The sequence below is a fragment of the Citricoccus sp. I39-566 genome (assembly GCF_031432995.1).
Lineage (GTDB): Bacteria > Actinomycetota > Actinomycetes > Actinomycetales > Micrococcaceae > Citricoccus > Citricoccus nitrophenolicus_A.
Window position 1 is genome coordinate 2,890,018 of the sequence record NZ_CP133842.1, and the last position, 23,958, is coordinate 2,913,975.

The window sequence follows — 23,958 nt, forward strand, 5'->3', positions numbered from 1 at the left end:
CTGTGTCCTGGCCGGCGCTGCCTCAGGAGCGGGGCCTGAGCTTCTCCGGATCGTAGAACGGGGTCTTCACCACCGTGGCGGGGATCCGCTTCTGCTGGCCGTCCAGCTTGCCCACCTGGACCTCGGCGCCGAGCTCGGCGTGCTCGATCATCAAGCGGCACAGCGCGATGTTCTTGCGCAGGACCGGCGAGCGCGTGGCGCTGGTGACCACGCCGACCTGGAAGCGGCCAACGTGCACCGGGTCCCCGTGCGAGGCCGCCTCGTTGCCCTCGAGCTCCAGGCCCACCATCCTCCGCTGCGGGTTCTCCTTTCGCTTCAGCAGTGCCTCGCGGCCGGAGAAGTCGTCCTCCTTGGACTTGAGCGGGACGGTGAAGCCGATGCCGGCCTCGAAGGGGTCGATCTGGTCGTCGAAGTCGTAGCCGGCGAAGACCAGTCCGGACTCGATGCGGACCATGTCCAGGGCGTCCAGGCCCAGCGGCGCCAGGCCGTGCGGCTTCCCCGCCTCCCAGACGGCATCCCACACGGCGGGGGCATCCTTCGGGTGGCAGAACAGCTCGTAGCCGAGCTCGCCCGAATAGCCGGTGCGGGAGACGATCACGGGCGTGCCCTGGTGGTCCCCGATCCGGCCGATGGTGAAGCGGAACCACGTGACCGCGTCGAAGCCGGGCTGGTGCGGCGGGGTCCAGATCAGCTCCCGCAGGATGTCCCGGCTGGCCGGGCCCTGCACGGCGATGTTGTGCAGCTGGTCGGTGGAGTCCTTGATCCAGACGCGGTCCAGGCCACGCTCCGTGGCCATCTGCCGCATCCACTGACCCGTGTAGTCGTCCCCGGGGATCACGCGGAAGTTGGTGTCGGAGCAGCGGAACACGGTGGCGTCGTCGATCATCCCGCCGGTGTCGTTGCAGATGGCCGTGTAGACCACCTGGCCCTCGGAGAGCTTCCGGATGTTGCGGGTCATGCAGTACTGCAGCAGGGCCTCCGCGTCCGGTCCGAGCACCTCGAACTTGCGCAGCGGTGACAGGTCCATCACCACGGCCTTCTCGCGGCAGGCCCAGTACTCGGCCTTGGGGCCGTAGCCGTCGTAGTGCGTGGGCAGCCAGAAGTTGCGGTACTCGGTGAACTGCTTCGTCAGGGCGCTCGTGCGCTGATGGAAGCCGGTCTCGCGGGTGAGCTTCGGCTCGGCGTCCGGGGTGGTGCGGTGGGTGATGGCCATCGAGAATTTCCGCTCCGGGGAGTAGACGCGCAGGTGGATGTCGGTGGGGACCCAGCCGTTGGAGGGGTCGATGTCATCCGGGCAGGCGGAGGACGCGCAGACCAGGTCCCGTTGGGCCTGCAGCATCACGTAGTCGCCCGGACGGGACCACGGCTCGTCGAACACCAGCATGTTGTGCTCGTCGAACATGGTGTTGTAGAAGAGGTTCAGCGCCGGCCAGGACCTCCGGGCGGCCACCTGGTAGGCCTCCAGCCGCCCGTTGAAGTTGTCCGTGCAGTTCACGTGCCCCGGGTAGCCGAAGTCCTCGTAGTACTTCGCGTTGCAGGCCGGGGTGAACGTGTCGTGGCGGCCCACGGTGTCCCGGATGACCTCCACCAACGGGTCCATGTCCTGGGTGTAGAACTTCCCGTTGAGCCCCGGCTGGGCGAAGGCCTGGCCCACGATGTGGCGGGTGGTGCTGGCGTCCAGCCCCAGTTCGTGGCCCTCCTGCAGGGCCCGGGCATCGAAGGCCAGGAAGTCGGAGCACTGCCGTCCCGCCACGTCCAGGATCTGGATGTAGTCGCCCTTCTTCACCTCATAGGCCACGGCGGTGCTGTTGGTGATGCGCACGTCCAGGACCGGGTCGGCCAGCGGAGGGGGCAGTTCGATCTCCCGCGGGCGGTGCGGATCGGCACGCTGGACCTCGAGCATCAGCTCGGAGGGCGGGTTCAACTCCTCGAAGGTCATCTCCCAGGTCGGATTCCCGACGACGGCCGTCACCGGCCGCTGGGCCGTGAACCTCTCGCGGGACCCGGCCGGCGACCACCCGCCGAACAGCTTCACCGCATGGGCCGCGTCCGGCCGCATCCCCCGCAGCGCCAGGGCGGTGACCACCGTGGCCACCTGCTGGTTGTCGAAGGACGAGGCCTCCGTCAGCGCGCCCAGCACGGTGGCCGGGGCGTCGGCCCGCAGCCCCACGGCGCCGAAGTCCTCGCCGCCGTTGCCCAGGACGGTGAACTCGGCCGCCTGGGCGCCGAAGCGGTCCACGATGGTGATCTCGTCGCCGGTCTCGAGTTCCAGGGCGGTCACCCCGCCGGGGCGGACCCAGTACCGCTCGTGGCCGGGCACCACGGGCAGCAGGCCCGGTTGCACCAGCCTCGGCCTGGCCAGATCGAGTGGGAGGGAGGACAGATCAGAGAGGTCGAGTGGTGCAGTCACCGGTATCCCTCCTCAGGGATGGAAGTCATGCGGTCCGTGCCGTCCGGTCCCGGCGTTCCCCGTAACGTAGCCCACATTCCCCGCCCACGTAAGGGTCCGGTTCGGCTTCTCGCGTGACCGGTGTCAAAGACCGGTCAGGTCATGGTGACGGCTCCACGGTGTCGGCGGGACTGCCTGGTCCGGCCCCTTGCTACCGTGGTCCCATGTTCGAGACCGCCCCCGAGGTGAGCCGACCCGCGATGACCGACCAGTCGGGCCGGACGTGGCTGGTGACCGGCGTGACGAACGGCATCGGACGGGAGGTCGCCCGCGTTGCCGCCGCGGCGGGTGCCCGGCTGATTCTCCCGGCCCGCGACCTGCAGCGGGGCCACGCCGTCGCAGAGGAGTTGCGCCGCGTGGGCGCCAACGTCGAGGTCCGGCATCTGGACCTCGCCGACCTGAGCTCGATCCGCCGCTTCGCCGCCGACCTGGACGGCCCCGTCGATGTCCTGGTCAACAATGCCGGCACCGTGACCCCCCCGCCGCCGCGAAACGGTCGACGGGTTCGAGACGATCCTGGGCACCAACTTCCTCGGACCCTTCGCCCTGACCAACCTGATCGCCGGACACCTTCGCCACCGGGTCGTCATCGTCGGGTCCGGGGCGCACGAGAGAGGGCGGGTCGATGCCGCGGATCCCCACTTCCGACACCGCCGGTGGAACGTCCCCGCCGCGTACGCCCAGTCCAAGCTGTGCGACATGCTCTGGGCCCGGGCGCTCCAGAGCCGGCTGGCTGCCCGGGGCAGCACCGTGGATGTCCAGCTGGCGCATCCGGGGTGGGCGGTGACCAACATCCAGAACGCGACCGGTGTGGCCGTCCTGGACCGTATGGTCACCCGGATCTGCCGCGGCTTCGGTCAGTCCGCCGCCGACGGCGCGTTGCCGATCCTCGAGTCCGCAGTGGCGGACCGGCCCCCGCTGACCTATCTGGGTCCTGGCGGGTTCCAGCGATGGCGAGGACTCCCCCAACTGCAGCAACCCTCACCGTTGGCCCGCGACGATGACGCGGCCGGGGCAGTCTGGGACCTCGGGTCCCGGGAGACCGGCACGGACCTCACGGGGTAGGGAGCATGACGCTTCCACTGATCTCCTCGCAGGAGCCCGGCATCGCGTCTATGCCGCACCGGTGGGTGATCCTCAGACGGGCAGGAACAGGCTGGACTGAGCGTGAGCCGCCGTCAGGCTCTGCGAGGACCTGGCCACTGATCTCGGCAGTTCACTTCAGGACAGCCACGGGAATCCGGCGGGGTCTGTGGCTACGCGCCGGGTCACCGAGTCGAAGTCGTGCAGCAGGGGACGGCTCGGGAGGTTTTCGGGCGCCACGGGTACCTCAGCCACGACGGGCACAGTCCCGGTGCTGACCCATTGGCATTCGGTGATCTGCCCGAGCACAGGGTCGTGGTAACTGGGCATGCGGGTGAAAGCGGCGCTGGACAAGACGTAGACGACGCCGCTCTCGGTCGGGGCCAGACCATCCGTCGTGGCGGCATAGGACAGGAAGATCCGTCGCTGCGACCAATCGCCGGGGAAAGGGCCTGGGTAGAAGCAGGTGTTGAGGAACCGTCGGCAGCGCGCCGACCGAATGGCGTAGGAGATGGCCCAGGTGGGGTCCTCGGTGGCGAAGACCGCCGTCTGCTTGCTGTAGAGATCGAGGCTGTGGTCGATGGGCGCGCGTGGCTCCAGGGCAGTTAATCCCGGCGTCGGTGAACCGTGCAGGAGTACTTCCCCCGAAGCGACGGCCGCGGCCAGATGGGTCCACCGCCCGTCGCCGCGGGTGGGCGCGCGTTGCAGCCATGCCGGAACAGTCATCTCCAGGAGACCATCGAATGATCACGCCGCGGATGGGGCTCCCACCGGCAGGTCCACTGCCACAGAATAAGGCGTCCCGCAGAAGGAACCCCCACCGGACATTCCCGCTCGCGGCAGGGTGACATGAGCACAGCTCGCGGACGGCGTCCCGGTTGACCCATCCGGTGAGCGCACGGCATCCGACACCCAGGATCCCGGTACGGTGAGTCCATGACCGAAACCTCCAGCGCCACCACCCGGATCGCCGTGCTGATCGACTGTGACAACGTCTCCCCCACCCACGCCGGCGCGGTGCTGGAGGAGCTGGCCACCTACGGCACCCCGACCATCAAGCGGGCCTACGGGGACTGGACCACCAACCAGCTCAGCGGCTGGAAGAACGAGCTGAACCGGCTGGCCATCCAGCCCACCCAGCAGTTCTCCTACACGGTGGGGAAGAACTCCACGGACTCGGCCCTGATCATCGACGCCATGGACCTGCTGTGGATGGGCAACGTGGAGGCCTTCGCGATCGTCTCCTCGGACTCGGACTTCACTCGCCTGGCCACCCGGCTGCGCGAGTCCGGCAAGCGCGTCATCGGCCTCGGCGAGCGCAAGACCCCGGAGTCCCTGCGCAACGCCGTGGACCAGTTCATCTACCTCGAGCTGCTCGGGGGCGCCCCGGAGGAGGACACCGCCCCATCCCGGCGGGCCACCCGCCGGGGCCGCCGGGGCGGGGCCGCCAACGACAACGACACCGATGCCGCCGACGGCGCGGCCGACGCCCCTGACGTCCTCGATACACCAGAGGTCCCTGATGCACTGGATGAGGACCGCGCGCGGATCAACCTGGAGAGCGCCCTGGCCAAGGCCATCAACGCCACCAGCGCTGACGACGGCTGGGCCTCCCTGAGCCGCGTCGGCCAGCACCTGAGCCGCGCCCACGTGGACTTCGACCCCCGGGACTTCGGGCATCAGAAGCTGAGCACCCTGGTTTCCGAACAGCCCTACCTGGAACACCGCACGGCCGATTCCCGCATGCAGGTCCGCCTCAAGCAGGGCCGGAACCGGATGTGATCGCCCCGGGCCGGCTACCCGCCGGTACTTTCGGGATACCCTGATCGGCATGCCTGTATCCCCCGTCACTGCCCGCCCGGGCGCCGGTGCGCGCCTGGCCGAGTTGATCCGGTGCCGCACGGTGTCCGCCTGGCACGGGGAACCGGACCGGGCCGACGTCGCCGAGGCCTTCGCCGCGTTCCCCGGACACCTGGAACGGCTCTATCCGCTCCTGCACCGCCACCTGGTCCGCGAGACCGTGGACGGCACCGGACTGCTGTTCCGGTGGCGGGGCGCCAGCCCCCTCGACCCGCTGGTCCTCATGGCCCACTGGGATGTGGTCCCCGCGCCTGAGACCGAGAAGGAGTGGGCCGACGCCGGCTGGGCCGCCGACCCCTTCGCCGGCGCCGAGGTCACCCTCGCCGGCGGCCCGGCCGTGCGTGGTCGCGGCGCCCTGGATGACAAGGGCGCGCTGGTCGCCGTGGCGGAGGCGGTGGAGAACCTCCTGGCCGCCGGATTCACTCCGGACCACGACGTCTGGCTCGTGTTCGGCGGGGACGAGGAGGTGGGCGGAGGCAACGCCGCGGCCCTCTCGGAGCTGCTCCGGGAGCGCCTGCGGTCCCAGGGCACCGAGCCCTGGCTCGTGCTGGACGAGGGCGGCGCCGTGGTCCCCTCCCCTCTGCCCGTGGTGGACGCCACCTGCGCCATGATCGGGCTGGCGGAGAAGGGCCAGGCCCAGCTACGCCTCACGGTCACCGGCGCCGGCGGCCACGCCTCGTACCCGCCGCCCGGCTCCCCGGTCCCCCGGCTGGCGCGCGCCCTGCGCCGGGTGGAGCGGCGGCCCTTCCCGGCCCGGATGAACGGCACGACGGCGGCCATGCTCGCCGCCCTGGCCCCCCTCGCCTCGGGTGCCGCGGGACGCGCGCTGCCCTGGATCACCCGCTCCGGGACCGTGGCGGCCCGCGCGCTCGGGGTCCTGGGCGGCGAGGCGGCGGCGATGGTGCGGACCACCGTGGCCCAGACCCGGTTGGCGGCCGGCACCGCGAACAACGTGCTGCCGTCCTCCGCCCGCGCCGTCCTGGACTGCCGGATCGTCCCAGGGCAGAGCGTCCAGGACGTGGTGGAGGGCATCAGGCGGCGCGTGGCCGACCCGCAGGTGGAGGTCGAGCTGATCCACGGGCAGGACCCCTCCCCCGAGTCCCCCGCGGAGGACGACCGGTTCGCGGCCCTGGGCGCCGCCGTCGGGATCTCCTGGCCGGGCACGGCCCCGGTGCCGTACCTGCTGATGGCCGCCACGGACTCCCGGCACTTCCACGCCTGGTGCCGGCACGTCTACCGGTTCGCCCCGCTGCGGATGGACCAGGCCCAGCGGGCCTCGATCCACGGGGAGGACGAATGGGTCTCGGTGGAGTCCTTGACCCGCGGTGAACGCTTCCAGCGGGAGCTCATCACGGGCCGCGGCGGCTCCTGGAGCCGGCCGTGAGGTCCCTGGTGCGACGCCGGCAAGGCGGCGCCCTGCTCTTCGGCGGCCTGGCCTCGATCGTGGGATTCCTCGCCTTCGTGGAGTTCACCTCCGGGGTGCTGCAGGGCTACTACGCCCCGCTGCTGACGGACATCGCCCGCCACCTCGGGGTGAATGACGCGGACGTGAACTGGCTCGAGGGATCCCAGCTCATGCTCTCCGCCCTCGTGGTCCCCGCGCTGTCCAAGCTCGGCGACCAGGTGGGTCACCGCCGGGTGCTGGTCTGGTCCACGTCCGTGACCCTCGCCGCCTCGATCGCCCTCGTGGTGGCCCCGGTCTTCTGGGTGTTCCTGCTGGCGTGGGCGCTGCAGGGCTTCTACGTGGTGTGGCTGCCGCTGGAGATCGCCCTCGTCTACGTGCGCAGCGCGGACCGGCCGGATTCGGCCGACGTGACCCGGCGGGCCGCCGCGCTGCTGGTGGGGGCACTGGAAGTCGGGGCCATCGCCGGAGCCCTGGCTGCCGGGGCCCTCGTGGACACCATGGACGTGCAGGCCGTGCTGGCAGTGCCGGCCGTGGTGGTGGGGCTGTGCCTCGTGGCCATCATCCTCGGCGTGGAGGAGACCCCCGGGGCTTCCCTGTCCAACCTGCACCGCCGGGGCTTCGACCTCGCCGGGCTGGCGTGGGTGACCGCGGCACTCGTGCTCGTCATGGGCGCGCTCTTCGTGATCCGCGGGACCGGGCTCGCCCCGGACCGTCCGGGCCTCTGGCTGGCGGTGGCGATGCTGCTGGCCGGGGCGTGGTGCCTGGTCCGCTTCGCCCGCGTAGAGCGGAACCACCCGGATCCCCTGATCGACGTGCGCATGTTCGCTGACCCCGCCCTCTGGCCCGTCTTCGCCACCGCCGGCCTGTTCGGCGTCTCCGTGCTCGGCGCCCAGGCGCCCCTGTCCACCTTCGCCCGCACGGACCCGGAGGTCTACGGCTACGGGCTCGGGACCACGGGCTTCCAGACCTCGATCATCATCGGCGTGTACCTCATCGCCATGGTGGCCGGCGCCGTGCTGGTGCCGCCGGTCTCCCGCGTGAGCACCCCGCGGATGGCCCTGGTGTTCGCCTCGCTGAGCGTGGCCGTGGGCTTCGCCCTGTTCCTGCCGTTCCACGCGACCATCGGGCAGGTGATCACGAACATGGTGGTGGTCGGCCTCGGCTCCGGTGCCCTGGTGGCCTCGCTGCCCGCCGCCGCGGCCGCCGCCGCCCCGCGGGAGCAGACGGGCGTGGCCACGGGCCTGACGAACTCGGTCAAGACGGTCGGCGGCGCCGTGGCCTCCTGCATCTTCGGGCTCGCCCTGGCCACCACGGCGTTCGCCGGCGCCCCGGAGCCGGCGGCGTCCGGGCTGGCCGAGGCCGGCACGGCCGGCTCGTTCTCCGGCTACGTCACGGTGTGGGTCGTCTGCTCGGTGACGGGGCTGGCCTCCGCCGTCCTGCTGCTGTTCGTGCCGAAGCGGGCCTTTGCCTAGCTTGGGCCCCGGCGACCGGCTTCCCGGGCGCCCGCGGCGCGTGCTGGTGGCGGGGGTGTCCGGTTCCGGGAAGACCACCCTCGCCGGTCGGATCGCCTCCCTCGCGCAGATCCCCCACACCGAGATCGACGCCCTGCACCATGGATCCGGCTGGGTGCCGCGTCCGGACTTCGCGGCCGATGCACGGGCCCTGGCCGCCTCCGACCGCTGGGTCACCGAGTGGCAGTACAGCCAGGTCCGGCAGCTGCTGGCCGGGCGGGCCGACCTGCTCGTCTGGCTCGACCTGCCCTTCGCCCGCGTCACCCTGCCCCGGCTGCTGCGGCGCACCCTCCGCCGGCGCCGGCGGAGGGAGGTGCTGTGGAACGGGAACGTCGAGCCGCCCCTGTGGACCATGCTGCGGGATCGGGACCATGTGGTCCGCTACGCGGTCACGGGTCGCCGCAAGTACCTTCTAAAGATCCCCGCCCTCGCCGCCGAGCTCCCGGATCTGCCGATCGTCCGCCTGCGCTCCCCCGCCGAGGTCGAGCGGTGGCTGGCGGGCCCCCTGCGGCAGGCCGTCGGCTCGCCCGGCGACCGCTCATCGCCAGGCCAGGACTCTTCGGGGTTCTCGTGCTGATCGTCGGCACCAGCCTCATCACCATAGTCGCTACCCTGCTGCTCCGCATGGCTGTTCGTGCCGAGGGGGACATTCTCCTAGAACTGGCCAGAGTGCAGGGTGACACCGGGTGTGGAGGAAGTCACGGCGTCCGGGACGGATCGTCGCGCCACGGCAGCGGTCATCAGCAGCTGGATCATTCCCTGCTCGAGGAGGCTGTTGGCCGGCCAGTAGGTGAGATGGCCGAGCACAGGGTGGGCCCGCGCGTCCTGTGACACGTGATGTGGCGGATTCGTCGATACGTCGGGTGGCCGGGCGGTTGATGGCGTGGTCGGGCGACCGGGCGGGCTCCCCGGTGGTGCTCCCGCCACGAGCGGGCCGTTCCGCACCGTGTACCGGTGGCCCGTGGGCGTGGTGACCGCCAACCGGTCACCCTCCACAGCATCACCCTCCACAGCATGGGACCAGTCCGGGTTCTCCTTGCTGTAGTTGCACCGCGCGCACAGCCCGGCGCCGTTCGAGGCGCTGGTGGGCCCGCCAGCCCGGTATGGGATGACGTGGTCGACGTGCTTGACCGGGGCATCGCAGTAGGGGGTACGGCAGGTGTCATCCCGGACCAGGATCAGTTGGCGCAGGGCTCCGCTGAAGGTGCGGCGCGTCGAATCCATGGCCACGAGCTGTCCGGAGGCCGGCTCGGTGTACAGGCGGCGGATGAAGACCTCCGCCTCAGAATCCGAGATGACCCTCCGGGCCACCTCAGCCGGAATCGGCCCGTGCCCGACCAGCCATGCCGGGGTCAGCGACGCCTCCGCCGGGCTCAGGCCTGCCGGCTCATCTGCTGCCGGGCCCAGGTCACCTGGGTTCTCGGCTGCCGGGGCTTGCTCTGCTGGGCCATGGAGAGCCGGCCCTTCTGCTGGGACCCGGTCTGCTGGGTCATGGGGAGCCGGACCTGCCGCTGCCGGGGCCTGGGCTGCAAGGTCCTCTGCTGCGGGGACCGGAGTCGTGTCGGTGTCGGCGGTGCCCCAGAGGGAGCGGTCGGTCATAACGAGGTGGATCTCCACCGGCACGTCCTCGGCATGGGCCTGTCCGGTGAGGCGTTCCACGAGGAGGTCGGCCATGACCTGGTCCTGCGTCCGCTCCGCGCGGTCTCCCGTGCCGACCGTGGTCGCCGCGGACTTCTTCAGCCGCCCGAGGCACCCCACGGCCTGGGCCATCGGCAACAGCGCCGTCAGATACGCCATCCCACCAGAGGCCGGCCGCACCGAGACCCGCCGCTCCCGCACGGACCGGTCCATCTGCGCCACCGCGGAGGCCTGGTCCAACCGCTGGGCGTGGGCCCGGGCCACCCCGGCCAGCTTCTTGACCCCCAACTCCTCCAGACAATCCGCCATCAGCTCATCCACCTCACGCCGGTCCTGAACCGGAAGCCACGCGGTCTCCCGGCACATGATGGTCGCCTTCCACTCCGAGATCGCCCCCCGCGTCAAGGCAGCCAGCGTATGCGGCATCTCCTCACACAGAGCCCGCGCCAGGCCCAGGTCCCGGGACCCCGTATTCGGCGACTCCCGACGCGCCAACGCCACCTCCGCGGCCAGCCCGCGGCCACGGTCCCGGACCGGCACACCCTGCTGCGCCTCGGCCTCGGTCCTCAGCCCGTGCAGGGCCGCCGTGGTCCGAGCCTGCGCCGCCGCACACGCCGCCTTGAGCTCCTCCAACGACCGGATCCGGTCCACCGCCTCGGCCTCCGAAACCGGCACCGGCAGGGCCGACAGCACGGAGACGCACGCGAGCAGATCCGCCGCGCCACCGTCTTCCCGCACCGAGTCTTCGAACATGTGTACTACTTTAGTCGTTCACTCGGACACCGTAAAGACCCCCAACCCACCCTGTGGATCCTGAGGAAGGTCACCCCGCCGATGGAAGATCGACCGGGAACAGACAGCCTGTCCCCGAGGAACCAGACGAACTGAGCTGTCTAGGGGAACTGAGTTGTCGAAGGAGCAGTGAGCACGGCCAGTAGCCCCGCCGCGTCCGGGCTCTGCGCCGTCCCCGCCAGCGTCAGCCCGGCGGCGCGGGCGGCCCGGGCCGTGGGCAGGCCGATGGCCAGGAACCGCGTGCCCTCCGGGCGGGCGGTGCCGCGGCGGCGGACCAGTTCAGCCACCGCGCTGGGGCTCGTCAGCACGACGTCGGCCCCCGCCAGGTCCTCGGCCGTCACCAGGGCGGGGCGCGGCTCCATCGCCCCGGCCGCTGTGCCCAGCACGGCTCGCCCGCCCCCGTGGTCCCCAGCGCCGGCCAGCAGCCGCCGCCCGGACTCCGCCGGGTAGGGCACGGTCCGGTAGGCCTCGATCCGCTCGACGTCCCAGCCGCGCGCGGCCAGCCCGGCTGCCACCTCGTCCGTGGCCAGTGACGACTGCGGCAGCAGCACCGTCCGCGCCGCGGTTCCGCCGGGGTGCGGGAACTGCTCCAGGATCCCGGCGGCGGAGGCGTCTGAGCCGGGCATCCATGGTGTGCCGGCGTACCCTGCCGCGGTCAGGACCCGGGCGGTCCCCGGCCCCGTCACCGCGATGCGGACCCCGGGGTCCACCCGTCCGTCCCAGCCGAGGAGCATGAGGGCGCGCACGGAGTTGGGGCTGGTGAGCACCAGCCAGCCGACGCCGGCGTCGGCGCGGGAACCCGCGGGGGCGCCGCCGTCGGGCTCGGGATCGAGGGTGGGCTGCCGAGTGGGTGGTGAGGCGGGGCGACCGCACAGGCGGGCCACCGCCGCCCGCAGCGGGCCGGTGTCCTCCGGCAACTCGAAGTCCGTCAGGGGCAGGTACGCCACCCGGTGGCCGGCCGCGGCGAGCCCGGCCTCCACCGCGCCGGACTGCTCCGGCTGCCGGGTCATCACGACGGTGCGCACGCCGGGCCGGGCCACGTCGTGCGACTCAGCCGCCATCTGCAGGTGCCATGCTCAGGTGGCGGGGAACAGGTCCGCGCCGCCGTCCAGCAGCGCCTCGGCCACGCGGATGCCCAGCTGCCGGGCCACGCCCAGCGTCTCGGCGTCGGCGGCGCCGTCCTCCAACCGCACCCGCACGGCCGGCAGGTCCGCGCCGGCGTGCTCCCGCAGCAGTCGGCTGCCGTCCTGGGCGGCCACGACGGCGTCCAGGACCAGCCGGCCACCCCCAGACCCGGCTGCCTTCTCAGACCCGGGCTCAGCCTCCGGCTCCCGTTCCACGCGGGCCAGGGCGCCGATCGGGGCGGCGCAGCCTGCCTCGAGGCGCTCGAGCAGGGCCCGCTCCGCGGTGACCTGGAGTCGCGTGACGGCGTCGTCGTACCCGGCCAGGGCCTGCGCCAGCGCATCCCCCGCGGCCGCGGTCTCGGGGCGGCACTCCACGGCGAGGGCCCCCTGTCCCGGGGCGGGCATCATCACGGTGGGGGCGAGGCGTTCGGTGATGGCCCAGTCGTAGCCGATGCGGTCCAGCCCGGCACAGGCCAGGACCACGGCGTCCAGGTCCCCGCGGGGGGACCCGGCGGCGGCGGGCGCGTGGTCGTCGTGCTGTTCCAGTCCCGGGACGCGGGCCAGCCGGGTCTGCACGTTGCCGCGGATGTCCACGATCTGCAGGTCCGGCCGCACGGCCTTGAGCTGGGCCACGCGACGCGGGGAGCCGGTGCCGACCTTCGCGCCGGCGGGCAGCTCGGACAGCCGCAGCCCGTCGCGGGCGCACAGGGCATCCCGCACGTCCACGCGGGCGGGCACGGCGGCGATCTCCAGGCAGTCGGGCTGCGCGGAGGGCAGGTCCTTGAGCGAGTGCACGGCCAGGTCCACCCGGGAGTCCAGCACGGCGGCGCGCAGGGCCGAGGCGAAGACCCCGGTGCCGCCGAGGGAGGCCAGGGACCCGGTGGTCACGTCCCCCTCGGTGCGGATGATCTCCAGCAGCGGCTCCAGTCCGGAGGCCGCCGCGAGGGCCTCGGCGGCGCCGGTGGTCTGCGTGCGGGCCAGGTGGGAGCCGCGGGTGCCCACGGTGAAGGTGGTTCTCATCGGGTGGGAGCACCCACCTCCGCGTCGAAGGCCGCGACCGTCGGACGGACGGTGCCGTCCCGCATCACCTTGACGCAGCAGTTCGGCGCGCAGACGTCGTTCCAGGCGCCGAAGCAGCCGACCGCGGCCCGCCCCGGACGGCGGCCCAGGCGCTCCTCGACGATGTCCACGAGCCCGGAGATGAACGCGGGGTGGGTCCCCGGCGTCGGGGTGCGGCGGAAGGCCAGGCCGAGGTTCTCGGCCGTCTCCTTGGCCTCCGTGTCCAGGTCCCACACGACCTCCATGTGGTCGGAGACGAAGCCCAGGGGCACCACGACCACCCCGGCGAGCGCGCCGCCGTCGTTCCCCTCCGTCCGGGTCTCGGCGACGAGCTCCTCGATCGCGTCGTTGATGTCCGGCTCGAGCCAGGGCACGTGCGGGGCGCCGGAGCGGGACTGGTACACGAGCGACCAGTCGACGCCGGCGGCCTCGGGGACGAGCTGGAGGATCTGCTCGGCCACGTCCAGGTGCTGGGCCGAGTAGACATCCGCGCCGTTGCCCTCGCCCGGGGCCAGCCCGGTCTGCTCCTGCAACTCGGCGGCCAGCGGGCGGGGCCCGGCGGCCTCGGCGTCCGAGGTCGGGATGGAGTGCGTGGCGAAGAAGACGTGCAGGCGTCCCTCGGGGTTGCCCGCTCCGGCCAGCTCGGCGCGGATCTCGGCCAGACCGGCGCGCAGTCCCTCGGCGAAGGGCTCCACGAAGCCGGGGTGGTTGAAGTACTGCCGGATCTTGTCCGCCTCGAGCCGGCCCTCCAGGCCGGTGGAGCGCAGGGCCATGCCCAGGTCCTCGCGGTACTGCCGGCAGGAGGAGTAGCTGGAGTAGGCCGAGGTGGCCACGGTCAGCAGCCTCCGGTGACCGTCCGCATGGATCTGCTCGAGCGTCTCGGGGATGTACGGGGCCCAGTTGCGGTTGCCCCAGTAGAGCGGGATCTCGATGCCGCGGGCCGCCAGTTCGGCCTCCAGGGCGGCCATCAGGGCGCGGTTCTGGGCGTTGATCGGGCTGACGCCGCCGTTGGCGCGGTAGTGGGTGGCCACCTCCTCGAGGCGCTCGTCCGGGATGCCGCGGCCGGCGGTGACGTTGCGCAGGAACGGGATCACGTCGTCCTGGCCCTCAGGCCCGCCGAAGGAGGCGAGCAACAGGGCGTCGTAGGCCTTCGGGGCCATGGTCCCGTGCTCGTCGACGCCCGCCAGCGGGTCGTGGGACGGTGCCGGGCCGGAGGAGGCCGGGGTGCTCGCGCTCATCAGGCCAGCACCTCGGCGATCTCGGCGGTGGTGATGTGGCGGCCCGTGTAGAAGGGCACCTCTTCGCGCACGTGCAGGCGGGTCTCGTTGTTGCGCAGGTGACGCATCATGTCCACCAGGTTGTTCAGCTCCGGGGCCTCGAGGCCCAGCAGCCACTCCCAGTCGTTCAGGGCGAAGGCGCTCGTGGTGTTGGCCCACACCATGGGGAACTCGCGCCCGAGCATGCCGTGGTCCTTGAGCATGCGGCCGCGCTCGGCGGGCTCCAGCAGGTACCAGTCGTAGGAGCGGACGAAGGGGTAGAAGCACAGCCACTTCAGCGGCTTGCGGCCCATGGCGAACGCGGGGACGTGGTCCTTGGCGAACTCGGCCATCCGGTCCGAGCCCATGGCGGAAAGGACGATCGTGGTGCCGGCCAGCAGCTCGCTGCGGCGCAGGCGGCGGATGGCGGCCTGCAGGTCCTCGGCCACGTGGCCGTACATCCACACCATGATGTCCGCATCGGCGCGCATGCCGGAGACGTCATAGGTGCCGCGCACGGTCACGCCCTGCTCGGCCAGCGAGGCCACCAGGGCGTCGAACTGCTCCACCGCCCGCCGGCGCTCGGTCTCCGTGCGCGCGCCGGAACCGTTGCCGCCGTTCCGCGCGAAGACGGTATAGGTGGTGAACCACTCGGTGGCCCGGTCCTCCCCCGCGCCGTCGGTTCCGGTGGCGCCGGTCTCTGCGGCCTGATTCTCGGTCATCGTCACAACTCCTGTGAAGTCACGTCTATCGGTGCCCACCGCCGGTTTCTACAAGCGGTAGAACGAGCAGTCTCAGCCTACCCCCGTTGACGGCCGGGCGTCCCGCCGATCCGGTGCCGGACGTCGGCCACGACGGCCGCCAGCCCGGTCCCGGCCACCCAGGCGCCGACGACGTCCAGGCCGGGCTCGGACTCCAGCCAGTCCCGCGCGGCGCCCACCCGGGCCCGGTGTTCCGGGGTGGCCGCGGGCAGGGCGGAGCGCCAGCGCACCACGGACGCCTCGATCAACCCGCCGGCCAGATCAGCGTGGTTGACGCCGGTCAGTGCGGCGGCGTCCGCCACGGCCATCCGCCGCAGGTCGGCGTCTGGCGTCCGGAAGCCCGGCGCCGCGGAGTCCGGGGCGTCGCTCACGCGGCCGTAGGACAACCGCAGCGCGTGACGGTGGCCCGCCGGCCCGGCGGCGAGTGCGCGCCGCACCCAGTCCCACTTGGCGCTGAGGTGGGTCAGGGCCTTGGCCCCCACCACCTCGCCCGCCACGGACGGCGACACCAGCAGCCCGGTGCCCCGCGGATTCGCATCCAGTCCCGCGGCGTCGGCCACGAGGGTCACGAGCGCGACGCCGGCCCCCTCCGGAGGCCGGTCGGCTGCGGTCAGCGCGCCCCGGGACACGGGTGCCAGGAGGTCCCAGGCCCGGGGCCCGTCCGTGGCCACCACCACGCGGTCGGCCGTCACGGTCACGGGCTCGCCGGCCCCGGCCCCCGGCCGCTCCGGCCGCGTCAGCCTCACGGTCCAGCCGCGACCCTCCAGGTCCCGGTCCAGGGCCTGCGCCCGGGTGCCGGTGAACACCGGCACGCCCCGGTGTGCCAGCTCAGCGGCCAGCGCGGCCGTCAGGGTGTTCATACCGCCGCACAGGGAGGCGACGACGGCCCCCGGCGGCGCGGCCGACCGGCGGGCGGCCACCGCCCGGGACAGCGACCCGGCCTCGACGAGGGCCTCGAGCAGGCCGGGCGCGACGGTCCGCAGGTCCACGGTGTCCGGGTCGGCCGAGTGCACGCCAGCGACCACGGGGGCCACGAGCCCGGCGAGCACCCCGTCCCCCATCCGGTCCCGCACGAGGGCGCCCACGGTGACCGGGCCGCCGTCGTACAGGGCCCGCCGCCAGCGCTCCACGGGCCGCGCCGGGTCCAGGTCCTGCCGGGCGCGGGCGAGGGCCTCGGGCCCGAGGGCCTCGGCGACCTCGGGCGCGTCCAGGTCCCCGGGGATCCCCACGATCCCCAGCCGGGGGGACGGTACGGCGCGGTGCCGGCCCCCGGGCTCCTCCGGCGGCAGGTACAGCCAGGAGCCCGCGGGATTCGGCTCGACGACGGCCTGCGCGAGTCCCAGCTCGTCGATCAGCCCGCGGACGGCCGGGGTACGGACGGCGAAGGACTCGGCGCCGGCGTCCAGGGTGATGGACTGCCCCGCCGGCAACGCGACCCGACGAGGCGCGACGCAGCCGCCGAGGGCGCCCGTGGCCTCCACGAGCGTGGTGCGGTGCCCGGCCCGGGCCAGCTCCCAGGCGGACAGCAGGCCGGCGATCCCGCCGCCGATGACGACGGCTGAGCTGGCCCCCGCGGTCACGGCCGGAGGGAGTGGATCAGCTCGACCACCCGGGTCAGCACCTCCGCGTCCGTGGCCGGCGGGACGCCGTGGCCGAGGTTCACCACGTGCCCCGGGGCCGTGCGGCCGGCCTGGACCACCTCGCGGACGTGCGCGGCCAGCACCTCCCACGGGGCGTTCAGCAGGGCCGGGTCGATGTTGCCCTGCAGCGGCACGGCGCCTCGCCCATCCGGACCCGGCGTGGCACCCAGCCGGCGGTGTGCCTCACCGAGCGGCAGGCGGTAGTCCACGCCCATGACCGAGGCACCGGCGTCGCGCATGGCCGGCAGGATCTCCGAGGTGCCGGTGCCGAAGTGCACGAGCGGGACGGGCTGTCCGTCCCCGCCCACGAGGTCGCTGACGTGGGCCAGGGCCCGGGCCGAGTGCGGCTGGACGAACCGCTCGTAGTCGGCCAGGGACAGCGAACCGGCCCAGGAGTCGAAGAGCTGCCCTGCCGAGGCGCCGGCCTCCAGCTGGGCCCGCAGGAACCTCCCGGCGGCATCCGCCGCCCAGGTGGCCAGCGCATCCCAGGTCTCGGGATCGGCGTGCATCATGGTGCGCGGGCCCAGGTGGTCCCGGGAGGGCCCGCCCTCCACCATGTAGGCGGCCACGGTGAAGGGCGCGCCGGCGAAGCCGATCAGCGGGGTGCTGCCCAGCTCGGCCACTGTCAGCCGCACGGCCTCGCGGATCGGCTCGAGGGACTCGTCGGTGAGCTCGGGCAGGGCCGCCACGTCCGCCGCGGTGCGCACCGCGGAGCCGAGTACGGGACCGGTGCCGGGCACGATGTCCACGTCCACGCCGGCCAGGCGCAGCGGGACCACGATGTCCGAGAAGAAGATGGCCGCGTCCACGTCATGGCGGCGCACCGGCTGCAGGGTGATCTCCGAGGCCAGCTCCGGCTGCAGGCAGGACTCCAGCATGCCGATACCCTCGCGCACCTTCCGGTACTCCGGCAGGGACCGGCCGGCCTGGCGCATGAACCACACGGGGGTCCGGGACGGGGTGCCCCCGCGGAAGGCCGTGATGAGCGGGGAGGCGGCGGTCGATCGCGCCGGGTCGGAGGTGGTCAGGGGGTGCTCGGCGGGCAACGACGTGCCGGTCGGGGAACCGGTCGGTGTGCGGTGTAGGGGCTCGGACATGTCCGCCATTCTCCCATCGTCCGCCGCCCGCCGGGCACCGTGTGTCCGAGGACTCAGGGTCACCTGCTTAGAGCGGGGTGCCCGCAGGGACTAGAATCGAGCGCATTGTGGCTTTGTTTTCCCTGGTTGCCTCGCACACCGACCTTGACCTCGACACGGTGGCGCAATTGAGCAACGGTACCGGCGAGGTCGCCTCTGCCATCCCCGAATCGACGATGAACGGCGCCGTGGTGCTGGCCACCTGCAACCGGGTGGAGATCTACGCCGAGGCCCCGGATGAGACGTCCGTGGAGCAGGCCCGCGCCGAGTTGCTGCAGGCCGTGTCCCGTGGTTCCGGACTGGCCGCGACCACCGTCGAGTCCTCCTTCCAGCTGCTCTCCGGCGACTCCGCCGTGCGGCATCTCTTCGAGGTCGGCTCCGGACTGAAGTCGGCCGTGGTCGGCGAACGCGAGATCGCAGGCCAGGTGCGCCGTGCCCTGGGCACCGCCCAGGAGACCGGGACCGCCACCGGGGCCCTCGTCAAGCTCTTCGAGTCCGCCACCCGCACGGCCAAGGACGTCGGCACCCACACCGCCCTCGGCGCCGCCGGCCGGTCCATCGTGTCTGTGGCCCTCGACCTGGCGACCGACCTGCATGCGGGGACGTCCCCCCGCGAGGCCCGGGCGTTCTGGGAACGGGCCAACGTCCTGATCATCGGCACCGGCTCCTACGCCGGCACCACCCTGGCGCAGCTGGCCGACCGCGGCGCCGCCAACGTCGGCGTGCACTCCGCCTCCGGCCGGGCCGAGGCCTTCGTGGCCGACCGTGGCGGCTGGGCCCTGGCCCTGGGCGGGGAGAAGATCCACGGCGCCATCGCGGAGGCCGACGTCCTCATCGGCTGCTCCGGCGGAGACCGCCGCCTGGAGGCGGAGACCCTGCGGCGGCTGCGCGAGGGCGCATCGGGCCGGCTGACCGTGCTGGACCTGGCCCTCAGCCATGACTTCGATCCCGCGATCGCCGACCTGCCCGGCGTGGACCTCATCACCCTGGAATCCGTGAAGATGGCTGCCCCGGAGGGCCAGCAGGCCGCCCTCGTGGAGGCCTCCCGCCTCGTGGACGGCGCCGTGAACGGGTTCCTCACCGAACGCAAGTCCCGCAGCGCCAACGAGGCGATCGTGGCCCTGCGCCAGCACACCCAGCAGGTCCTCGAATCCGAGATGGAACGGGTCCGGGCCAAGCACGGCTGCACCGCCGCCTCGGAGGAGGTGGAGTTCGCGCTGCGCCGCATGGTCCGCCAGATGCTGCACGGGCCCACGGTCCGCGCGAAGGAGATGGCGGCCGAGGGCCGGCTCGAGGAGTACGAGAACGCCCTGAACATCCTCTTCGGTCTGGAGGTCTCCGCCCCCGGCCCGGCAGCCGTCGGCGAGGGGTGCCCGGCAGACGTCGAGACCGGCGTCCCGGCGAGCACCGCACGCATCGCCTGAACAGCTACCGGCCGGTAGAGTGGCCTGCACCGTCGGCACCTGACGGGACACTCCAGAAAGGGATCACCGTGAGCACATCCCCCGTGCGCCAATCCCGGCTACCCCGCGACGAGCGGCGCAAGCAGCTGCTGGACGCCGCCCGCCACGTGTTCGTGGAGCACGGGTTCCACGCCACCTCGATGGATGACATCGCCGTGGCCGCCGCCGTGTCCAAGCCCGTGCTGTACCAGCACTTCCCGGGCAAGCACGAGCTCTTCCTGGACCTGATGGACACCCAGATCAACCTGCTGGAGTCCTCCGTCAGCGCGGCCCTCGAGTCCACCCCGGACAACAAGGAACGCGTGCTGGCCACCATCCGCGCCTACTTCCAGTTCGTGGACAGCCCGGACCGCGCCTACCGCCTCCTCTTCGACTCGGGGCTGAACAACGATCCCGCGGTGGCGGCGCGGATGGAGGGCCTGGACCACCGGTTCGCCACGGGTATCGCCGCCATCATCACCGCCGATACCACGCTCCCCCGCGAGGAGGCGCTGCTGCTGGGCCATGGCCTGGCCGGGCTCATGCGGGCCTCCGCACGGCACTGGGCGGGACAGTCCGGGGAGCCCGCCCGCCCCGCCCTGGACACCGCCGCGGACCTGGCCTTCCGCCTGGCCTGGCGCGGCATCGGCCGCTTCCCCAAGGAGCGCTGAACCAGCCGCACCGGCGTTACGCCCGTGGCCGAAGTCCCGGTGCCGTTCCCTCACGGACCGGGGAATCCAATAGTCTGCTTCAGGGATGAACCGATCCGGTTCCGGAGCCGCAGGGCCACCCCGGACAGCCGGATCCCCGATCAGCCAGCGAACCTGAAGGAGTCAGCATGGAAATCCGCATTGGTGTGCAGAACGTAGCCCGCGAAGTCGTCATCGAGTCGGATGCCAGCAACGAGGACGTGGCCCGGCTGGTCACCGACGCCCTCGCCGACGGCGGACCGCTGCGCCTGAAGGACACCAAGGGCCGGCTGGTCCTGGTGCCGTCCACCATCATCGGCTACGTGGAGATCGGGACCGAGACCCCGCGCCCGGTCGGCTTCGTGCCGACCCCCGGCTCCTGAGCCCCGCCTCTCCTCCCCCCCACCCCCTCACTGTGCGGGCAGAGATCACGAGTGATCTCTGCCCGCACAGTCGTCTGAGGTGACCGCCCGGTAGGGTGAGCGCGTGGCCCACCTGCACCTGGATCTCGCCCGCTCCGCCGCCCAGACCGAACTGGCCGGACACCTGGCGGCCCTCCGCCAGGAGTTCTCCCTGCCCGCAGGGTTCCCGCCCGAGGTCCTCGCGGAGGCCGAGCGGGCCGCGGCCGCCACGGCAGATCGCCTGCCCGCGAGCGATCGCACGGACCTGCCACTGCTCACCATCGACCCGCCGGGATCCACCGACCTGGACCAGGCCGTCCACATCCGGCGGGGCACCGAGGACACCGAGGACACCGAGGGCGCGGCCGGCGCCGCCGGAAGCGCCGGACACCCCGGACCCCACGACGGGTTCACCGTCCACTACGCCATCGCCGATGTCCCGGCGTTCATCGCGCCGGGCGGCGCCCTGGACGCCGAGACCCTGCGCCGGGGCCAGACCATCTACCTGCCGGACGGGCGGGTCCCGCTGCATCCCGAGGTGATCAGCGAGGACACCGGATCCCTGCTGCCCGGGGTGGACCGCGGCGCCTACCTGTGGACCTTCCGCCTGGACGCGGACGGGGCCGTGGTGTCCACCGGCCTGGAACGCGCGCGGGTGCGCAGCCGCGAACAGCTGACCTACGAGCAGGCGCAGCAACGGATCGACCGTGGCGAGGGCGGCAACGGCGGCGAGACCTCCGCCACCCTGTCCCTGCTCCGGGAGGTCGGCCTGCTCCGGGCCGCCCAGGAGATCCGGCGCGGGGGTGCGAGCCTGCGGTTGCCCGAACAGGAGGTCACGGCCACGGACCGGGGCTACGAGGTCCTCTCCGCTCCCCCGCTGGCCGTGGAGGACTGGAACGCCCAGATCTCGCTGATGACCGGGATCGCCGCAGCGGAGATCATGCTCTGCGGGAGGATCGGGATCCTCCGCACCATGCCGCCGGCGGACGCGGACTCGGAGGCCACCTTCCGGGCCCGCACCCGGGCGCTGGGCCACCCGTGGCCCGAGAGCCAGCCCTACGGCGAGTACCTGCGCGGGCTGGACACCGCCGATCCCCGCCAGCTGGCCGTCATGCACGCGGCCACCTCCCTGTTCCGCGGGGCTGGCTACACGGCCTTCGACGGCGACACGCCCGAGGTGACCGTCCAGGCGGCGATCGCCGCACCCTACGCGCACACCACCGCGCCGCTGCGCCGGCTGGTGGACCGCTTCGTGCTGGTGACATGCCTGGCACTGGTCCAGGGACAGCCGGTCCCGGAAGGGGTCCGTGCCCTGCTGCCGGCCCTGCCGGAGGCCATGAGGGAGTCCGGGCTGACGGCGTCCCGCGCCTCGAACGCCGCCCTGGAACTGGTCGAGGCGGCCTCCCTGTCCGGGATGGAGGGCCACGAGTTCCCCGCGGTGGTGATCTCCGCGCCCAGCCCCGAGCAGGCCGAGAAGGCCCGCACCGAGGGACGGCTGCCCTGGGGCGAGGTCCAGGTGGGGCAACCGCCCGTGCTGGCCCGCTACGAGGGATTCGCGGAGGCCGGCAGCCAGATCCGGGTGGAGCTCATCACGACGGACCTGGCCACCCGCACCGTCCTGTTCCGGGTCGCCGGGCAGCAGCCGCCGCCCGAACCGGTAGACTGAGGGCATCAAGGATGACCGATCGCACTGTTCAACTGCGTTCACCCTCGTGATTCGACTCCCCGGATCCGGCAGCCGCCCTACGGGCCAGACCGGGTCCACAGGCCCAGCGCCCTCGCGCTGACGGCCTTGCACCTCCCGCGATCGGCTCCACCATGGACGCATGGCGTCCGGCCGATCCGCGCCGCCCCGCCAGCTGGCACTGCCAGCGGGAGCGAGACGCCGGAGTGCACTGGGACCAGTGCCGTCGTGCTGGAGTCGTGCCTGAATGACGGGACCGAAAACCCCATGACCCCAGAACAGAAGATCGCCGCGGACCACGACCTCGACACCGAGGACCTGGCCACCTCCGGGATCGAGACGATCGAGGTGGAGGAATCCATCGACATCGCCGAGCCCAATGAGCCCGTGGCCGAGAAGTCCTTCGCCGACTTCAAGGTCCGCTCAGACATGGTCGAGGCGTTGGCCGAGAAGGGCATCACCCATCCCTTCCCCATCCAGGCCATGACCCTGCCGGTGGCCCTGGGCGGCCATGACATCATCGGCCAGGCCAAGACGGGCACCGGCAAGACCCTCGGCTTCGGCCTGCCGGCACTCCAGCGCGTCATCGGTCCCGGCGAGCCCGGGTTCGACGCGCTGGATGCCCCCGGCGCCCCGCAGGCGCTGATCGTGGCCCCGACCCGCGAACTGGCCAACCAGGTGGCCCAGGACATCACCACGGCGGCGTCCAAGCGCTCGGTGCGCATCGCCACGATCTACGGCGGCCGCGCCTACGAGCCGCAGATCGAGGAGCTCCAGCGCGGCGTCGAGGTCGTGGTCGGCACCCCCGGCCGCCTGATCGACCTGATGCGCCAGCGCCACCTCAACCTCAAGCTCGTGAAGATCGTGGTGCTGGACGAGGCGGACGAGATGCTGGACCTCGGCTTCCTGCCGGACGTCGAGACCCTCCTGGCCGCCGTGCCCGAGGTCCGCCAGACCATGCTCTTCTCCGCCACCATGCCCGGCCCCGTGGTCGCCATGGCCCGGCGCTACATGACCCAGCCCACCCACATCCGCGCCGCGGATCCGGAGGACGAGGGCATCACCAAGAAGGACATCCGCCAGCTCGTCTACCGCGCCCACCACATGGACAAGGACGAGCTCGTCGCCCGCATCCTGCGCGCCGAGGGCCGCGGCAAGTCCATCATCTTCACCCGCACCAAGCGCACCGCCGCCCGCGTCTCCGACGAGCTGGCCAAGCGCGGCTTCGCGGCCGGCGCCATCCACGGCGACCTCGGCCAGGGGGCCCGCGAGCAGGCCCTGCGCGCCTTCCGCGGGGACAAGATCGACGTGCTGGTGGCCACCGACGTGGCGGCCCGCGGCATCGACGTGGACGACGTGACCCACGTGATCAACTTCCAGTGCCCGGAGGACGAGAAGACCTACCTGCACCGCGTGGGCCGCACCGGCCGCGCCGGCAACAAGGGCACCGCCGTCACCCTCGTGGACTGGGAGGACATGCCGCGCTGGGGCCTCATCAACAAGGCCCTCGGCCTGGACGTCCCGGAGCCGCCGGAGACCTACTCCTCCTCGCCGCACTTCTTCGAGGACCTGAACATCCCGAAGGGCACCAAGGGCCGGCTGCCCCGCGACCAGCGGACCCGGGCGGGGCTGGCCGCCGAGACCCTCGAGGACCTCGGTGGCCCGGGCGCCAAGCCGGAGGGCCGCGGTGAACGCGGCGGTCGCGGGCGGGGAGACCGTGAGTCCGGGCGCGACGGCGGCCGGTCCGGTCGCTCGGGCCGCGGCGGCCGCGGTGCGGGCCGGGAGGGCGATCGCGACGGCGGCCACGGCCGCAGCCGGTCCCGCTCCGGCCGCGACGGCGTCGCCGGCGAGCACCGCGGTGGCGAGGCCCGCGCCGAGGGCGAGGGCCGGCGTCGTGATGCCGTGTCCGGCCAGGCCGGCGTCTCCGAGGACCGCGCGACGCGCAGCCGTTCCCGCAGCCGCTCCCGCACCCGACGCCGCAACGGCACCGTGGTCCAGGGCGGCGAGGGCCAGTCCGGCGAGTGACCC

The 23,958-nt window shown here is 72.7% G+C and carries 19 protein-coding genes and 1 pseudogene; 11 read left to right on the top strand and 9 right to left on the bottom strand.

Features of this window, described 5'->3' with window-relative positions; genetic code table 11:
* Window positions 1-22: 22 nt before the first annotated feature.
* Window positions 23-2,410, bottom strand: a complete 2,388-nt coding sequence (locus tag RE421_RS13170; protein ID WP_309810760.1) for a DUF1989 domain-containing protein — start codon at window positions 2,408-2,410, stop codon at window positions 23-25.
* Window positions 2,411-2,649: 239 nt separating this feature from the next.
* Between RE421_RS13170 and RE421_RS13175 the strand changes: the two are divergent.
* Window positions 2,650-2,868 (top strand): annotated as a pseudogene (locus tag RE421_RS13175) (SDR family NAD(P)-dependent oxidoreductase); the annotation flags it as partial.
* A gap of 280 nt (window positions 2,869-3,148) precedes the next feature.
* The gene (locus RE421_RS13180; RefSeq protein ID WP_309817509.1) at window positions 3,149-3,514 is read left to right on the top strand and encodes a hypothetical protein; all 366 of its coding nucleotides are present in this window, start codon (window positions 3,149-3,151) and stop codon (window positions 3,512-3,514) included.
* A 156-nt stretch (window positions 3,515-3,670) separates the two neighbouring features.
* Here the strand turns inward: RE421_RS13180 and RE421_RS13185 are convergent, their stop codons facing one another.
* A complete protein-coding gene (locus RE421_RS13185) occupies window positions 3,671-4,258 on the bottom strand; it encodes a hypothetical protein (protein ID WP_309810763.1) in 588 nt (195 codons plus the stop codon).
* 210 nt (window positions 4,259-4,468) lie between these two features.
* On the opposite strand from RE421_RS13185, the gene RE421_RS13190 reads away from it, so the two are divergent.
* Genes RE421_RS13190 through RE421_RS13205 form a run of 4 tightly spaced genes read left to right on the top strand, consistent with a single transcriptional unit; the run spans window position 4,469 to window position 8,885 of the window.
* Window positions 4,469-5,314, top strand: a complete 846-nt coding sequence (locus RE421_RS13190) for an NYN domain-containing protein (RefSeq protein WP_309810766.1) — start codon at window positions 4,469-4,471, stop codon at window positions 5,312-5,314.
* 49 nt (window positions 5,315-5,363) lie between these two features.
* Window positions 5,364-6,776, top strand: coding sequence for a M20/M25/M40 family metallo-hydrolase (locus tag RE421_RS13195; protein WP_309810768.1), 1,413 nt, complete (start codon window positions 5,364-5,366; stop codon window positions 6,774-6,776).
* Entirely contained in the window at window positions 6,773-8,269 is a 1,497-nt protein-coding gene (locus tag RE421_RS13200; RefSeq protein WP_309810771.1) for an MFS transporter, read from the top strand. Before RE421_RS13195 ends, RE421_RS13200 begins: the two co-directional genes overlap by 4 nt.
* A gap of 1 nt (window position 8,270) precedes the next feature.
* On the top strand, window positions 8,271-8,885 hold the full coding sequence (locus RE421_RS13205; protein WP_309810774.1) for an AAA family ATPase: 615 nt from the start codon (window positions 8,271-8,273) through the stop codon (window positions 8,883-8,885).
* Between the two features lie 77 nt (window positions 8,886-8,962).
* Here the strand turns inward: RE421_RS13205 and RE421_RS13210 are convergent, their stop codons facing one another.
* From RE421_RS13210 to hemE, 7 genes are all read right to left on the bottom strand, one after another.
* A complete protein-coding gene (locus tag RE421_RS13210; RefSeq protein WP_309810778.1) occupies window positions 8,963-10,699 on the bottom strand; it encodes a DUF222 domain-containing protein in 1,737 nt (578 codons plus the stop codon).
* A 140-nt stretch (window positions 10,700-10,839) separates the two neighbouring features.
* Window positions 10,840-11,799 (bottom strand): uroporphyrinogen-III synthase, encoded by a 960-nt coding sequence (locus RE421_RS13215; protein ID WP_309810781.1) that lies wholly within the window; start codon window positions 11,797-11,799, stop codon window positions 10,840-10,842.
* Between the two features lie 15 nt (window positions 11,800-11,814).
* Complete coding sequence (gene hemC / locus RE421_RS13220) at window positions 11,815-12,882, bottom strand: hydroxymethylbilane synthase (RefSeq protein WP_309810784.1); 1,068 nt, start codon at window positions 12,880-12,882, stop codon at window positions 11,815-11,817.
* Window positions 12,879-14,159, bottom strand: coding sequence for a ferrochelatase (locus RE421_RS13225; protein WP_396134506.1), 1,281 nt, complete (start codon window positions 14,157-14,159; stop codon window positions 12,879-12,881). The genes hemC and RE421_RS13225 overlap by 4 nt, the downstream gene beginning before the upstream one ends.
* Window positions 14,159-14,899, bottom strand: coding sequence for a hydrogen peroxide-dependent heme synthase (hemQ, locus tag RE421_RS13230; protein ID WP_309810787.1), 741 nt, complete (start codon window positions 14,897-14,899; stop codon window positions 14,159-14,161). Before hemQ ends, RE421_RS13225 begins: the two co-directional genes overlap by 1 nt.
* A gap of 77 nt (window positions 14,900-14,976) precedes the next feature.
* On the bottom strand, window positions 14,977-16,518 hold the full coding sequence (locus tag RE421_RS13235; RefSeq protein WP_309810789.1) for an FAD-dependent oxidoreductase: 1,542 nt from the start codon (window positions 16,516-16,518) through the stop codon (window positions 14,977-14,979).
* Window positions 16,515-17,675, bottom strand: a complete 1,161-nt coding sequence (gene hemE / locus RE421_RS13240; protein ID WP_396134507.1) for a uroporphyrinogen decarboxylase — start codon at window positions 17,673-17,675, stop codon at window positions 16,515-16,517. Before hemE ends, RE421_RS13235 begins: the two co-directional genes overlap by 4 nt.
* A gap of 107 nt (window positions 17,676-17,782) precedes the next feature.
* On the opposite strand from hemE, the gene RE421_RS13245 reads away from it, so the two are divergent.
* The 5 genes from RE421_RS13245 (at window position 17,783) to RE421_RS13265 (ending at window position 23,955) form a co-directional block, all read left to right on the top strand.
* Complete coding sequence (locus RE421_RS13245; RefSeq protein WP_309810795.1) at window positions 17,783-19,138, top strand: glutamyl-tRNA reductase; 1,356 nt, start codon at window positions 17,783-17,785, stop codon at window positions 19,136-19,138.
* 68 nt (window positions 19,139-19,206) lie between these two features.
* The gene (locus RE421_RS13250; protein WP_309810798.1) at window positions 19,207-19,827 is read left to right on the top strand and encodes a TetR/AcrR family transcriptional regulator; all 621 of its coding nucleotides are present in this window, start codon (window positions 19,207-19,209) and stop codon (window positions 19,825-19,827) included.
* Between the two features lie 167 nt (window positions 19,828-19,994).
* Entirely contained in the window at window positions 19,995-20,228 is a 234-nt protein-coding gene (locus RE421_RS13255) for a DUF3107 domain-containing protein (RefSeq protein WP_309810800.1), read from the top strand.
* Between the two features lie 103 nt (window positions 20,229-20,331).
* Window positions 20,332-21,912 carry an RNB domain-containing ribonuclease gene (locus RE421_RS13260; protein ID WP_309810803.1) on the top strand — a complete coding sequence of 527 codons (1,581 nt, stop codon included), beginning with the start codon at window positions 20,332-20,334 and terminating at the stop codon, window positions 21,910-21,912.
* Window positions 21,913-22,197: 285 nt separating this feature from the next.
* Complete coding sequence (locus RE421_RS13265) at window positions 22,198-23,955, top strand: DEAD/DEAH box helicase (RefSeq protein WP_309810806.1); 1,758 nt, start codon at window positions 22,198-22,200, stop codon at window positions 23,953-23,955.
* Window positions 23,956-23,958 lie beyond the last annotated feature (3 nt).

What these genes read in the sequence shown, in the direction of transcription:
- hemE (WP_396134507.1), bottom strand. Translation starts at nt 17,675, where the DNA reads ATGTCCGAGCCCCTACACCGCACACCGACCGGTTCCCCGACCGGCACG.
- RE421_RS13210 (WP_309810778.1), bottom strand. Translation starts at nt 10,699, where the DNA reads ATGTTCGAAGACTCGGTGCGGGAAGACGGTGGCGCGGCGGATCTGCTC.
- RE421_RS13255 (WP_309810800.1), top strand. Translation starts at nt 19,995, where the DNA reads ATGGAAATCCGCATTGGTGTGCAGAACGTAGCCCGCGAAGTCGTCATC.
- RE421_RS13225 (WP_396134506.1), bottom strand. Translation starts at nt 14,159, where the DNA reads ATGAGCGCGAGCACCCCGGCCTCCTCCGGCCCGGCACCGTCCCACGAC.
- RE421_RS13215 (WP_309810781.1), bottom strand. Translation starts at nt 11,799, where the DNA reads ATGGCGGCTGAGTCGCACGACGTGGCCCGGCCCGGCGTGCGCACCGTC.
- hemC (WP_309810784.1), bottom strand. Translation starts at nt 12,882, where the DNA reads ATGAGAACCACCTTCACCGTGGGCACCCGCGGCTCCCACCTGGCCCGC.
- RE421_RS13190 (WP_309810766.1), top strand. Translation starts at nt 4,469, where the DNA reads ATGACCGAAACCTCCAGCGCCACCACCCGGATCGCCGTGCTGATCGAC.
- hemQ (WP_309810787.1), bottom strand. Translation starts at nt 14,899, where the DNA reads ATGACCGAGAATCAGGCCGCAGAGACCGGCGCCACCGGAACCGACGGC.
- RE421_RS13265 (WP_309810806.1), top strand. Translation starts at nt 22,198, where the DNA reads ATGACCCCAGAACAGAAGATCGCCGCGGACCACGACCTCGACACCGAG.
- RE421_RS13195 (WP_309810768.1), top strand. Translation starts at nt 5,364, where the DNA reads ATGCCTGTATCCCCCGTCACTGCCCGCCCGGGCGCCGGTGCGCGCCTG.
- RE421_RS13180 (WP_309817509.1), top strand. Translation starts at nt 3,149, where the DNA reads ATGCTCTGGGCCCGGGCGCTCCAGAGCCGGCTGGCTGCCCGGGGCAGC.
- RE421_RS13185 (WP_309810763.1), bottom strand. Translation starts at nt 4,258, where the DNA reads ATGACTGTTCCGGCATGGCTGCAACGCGCGCCCACCCGCGGCGACGGG.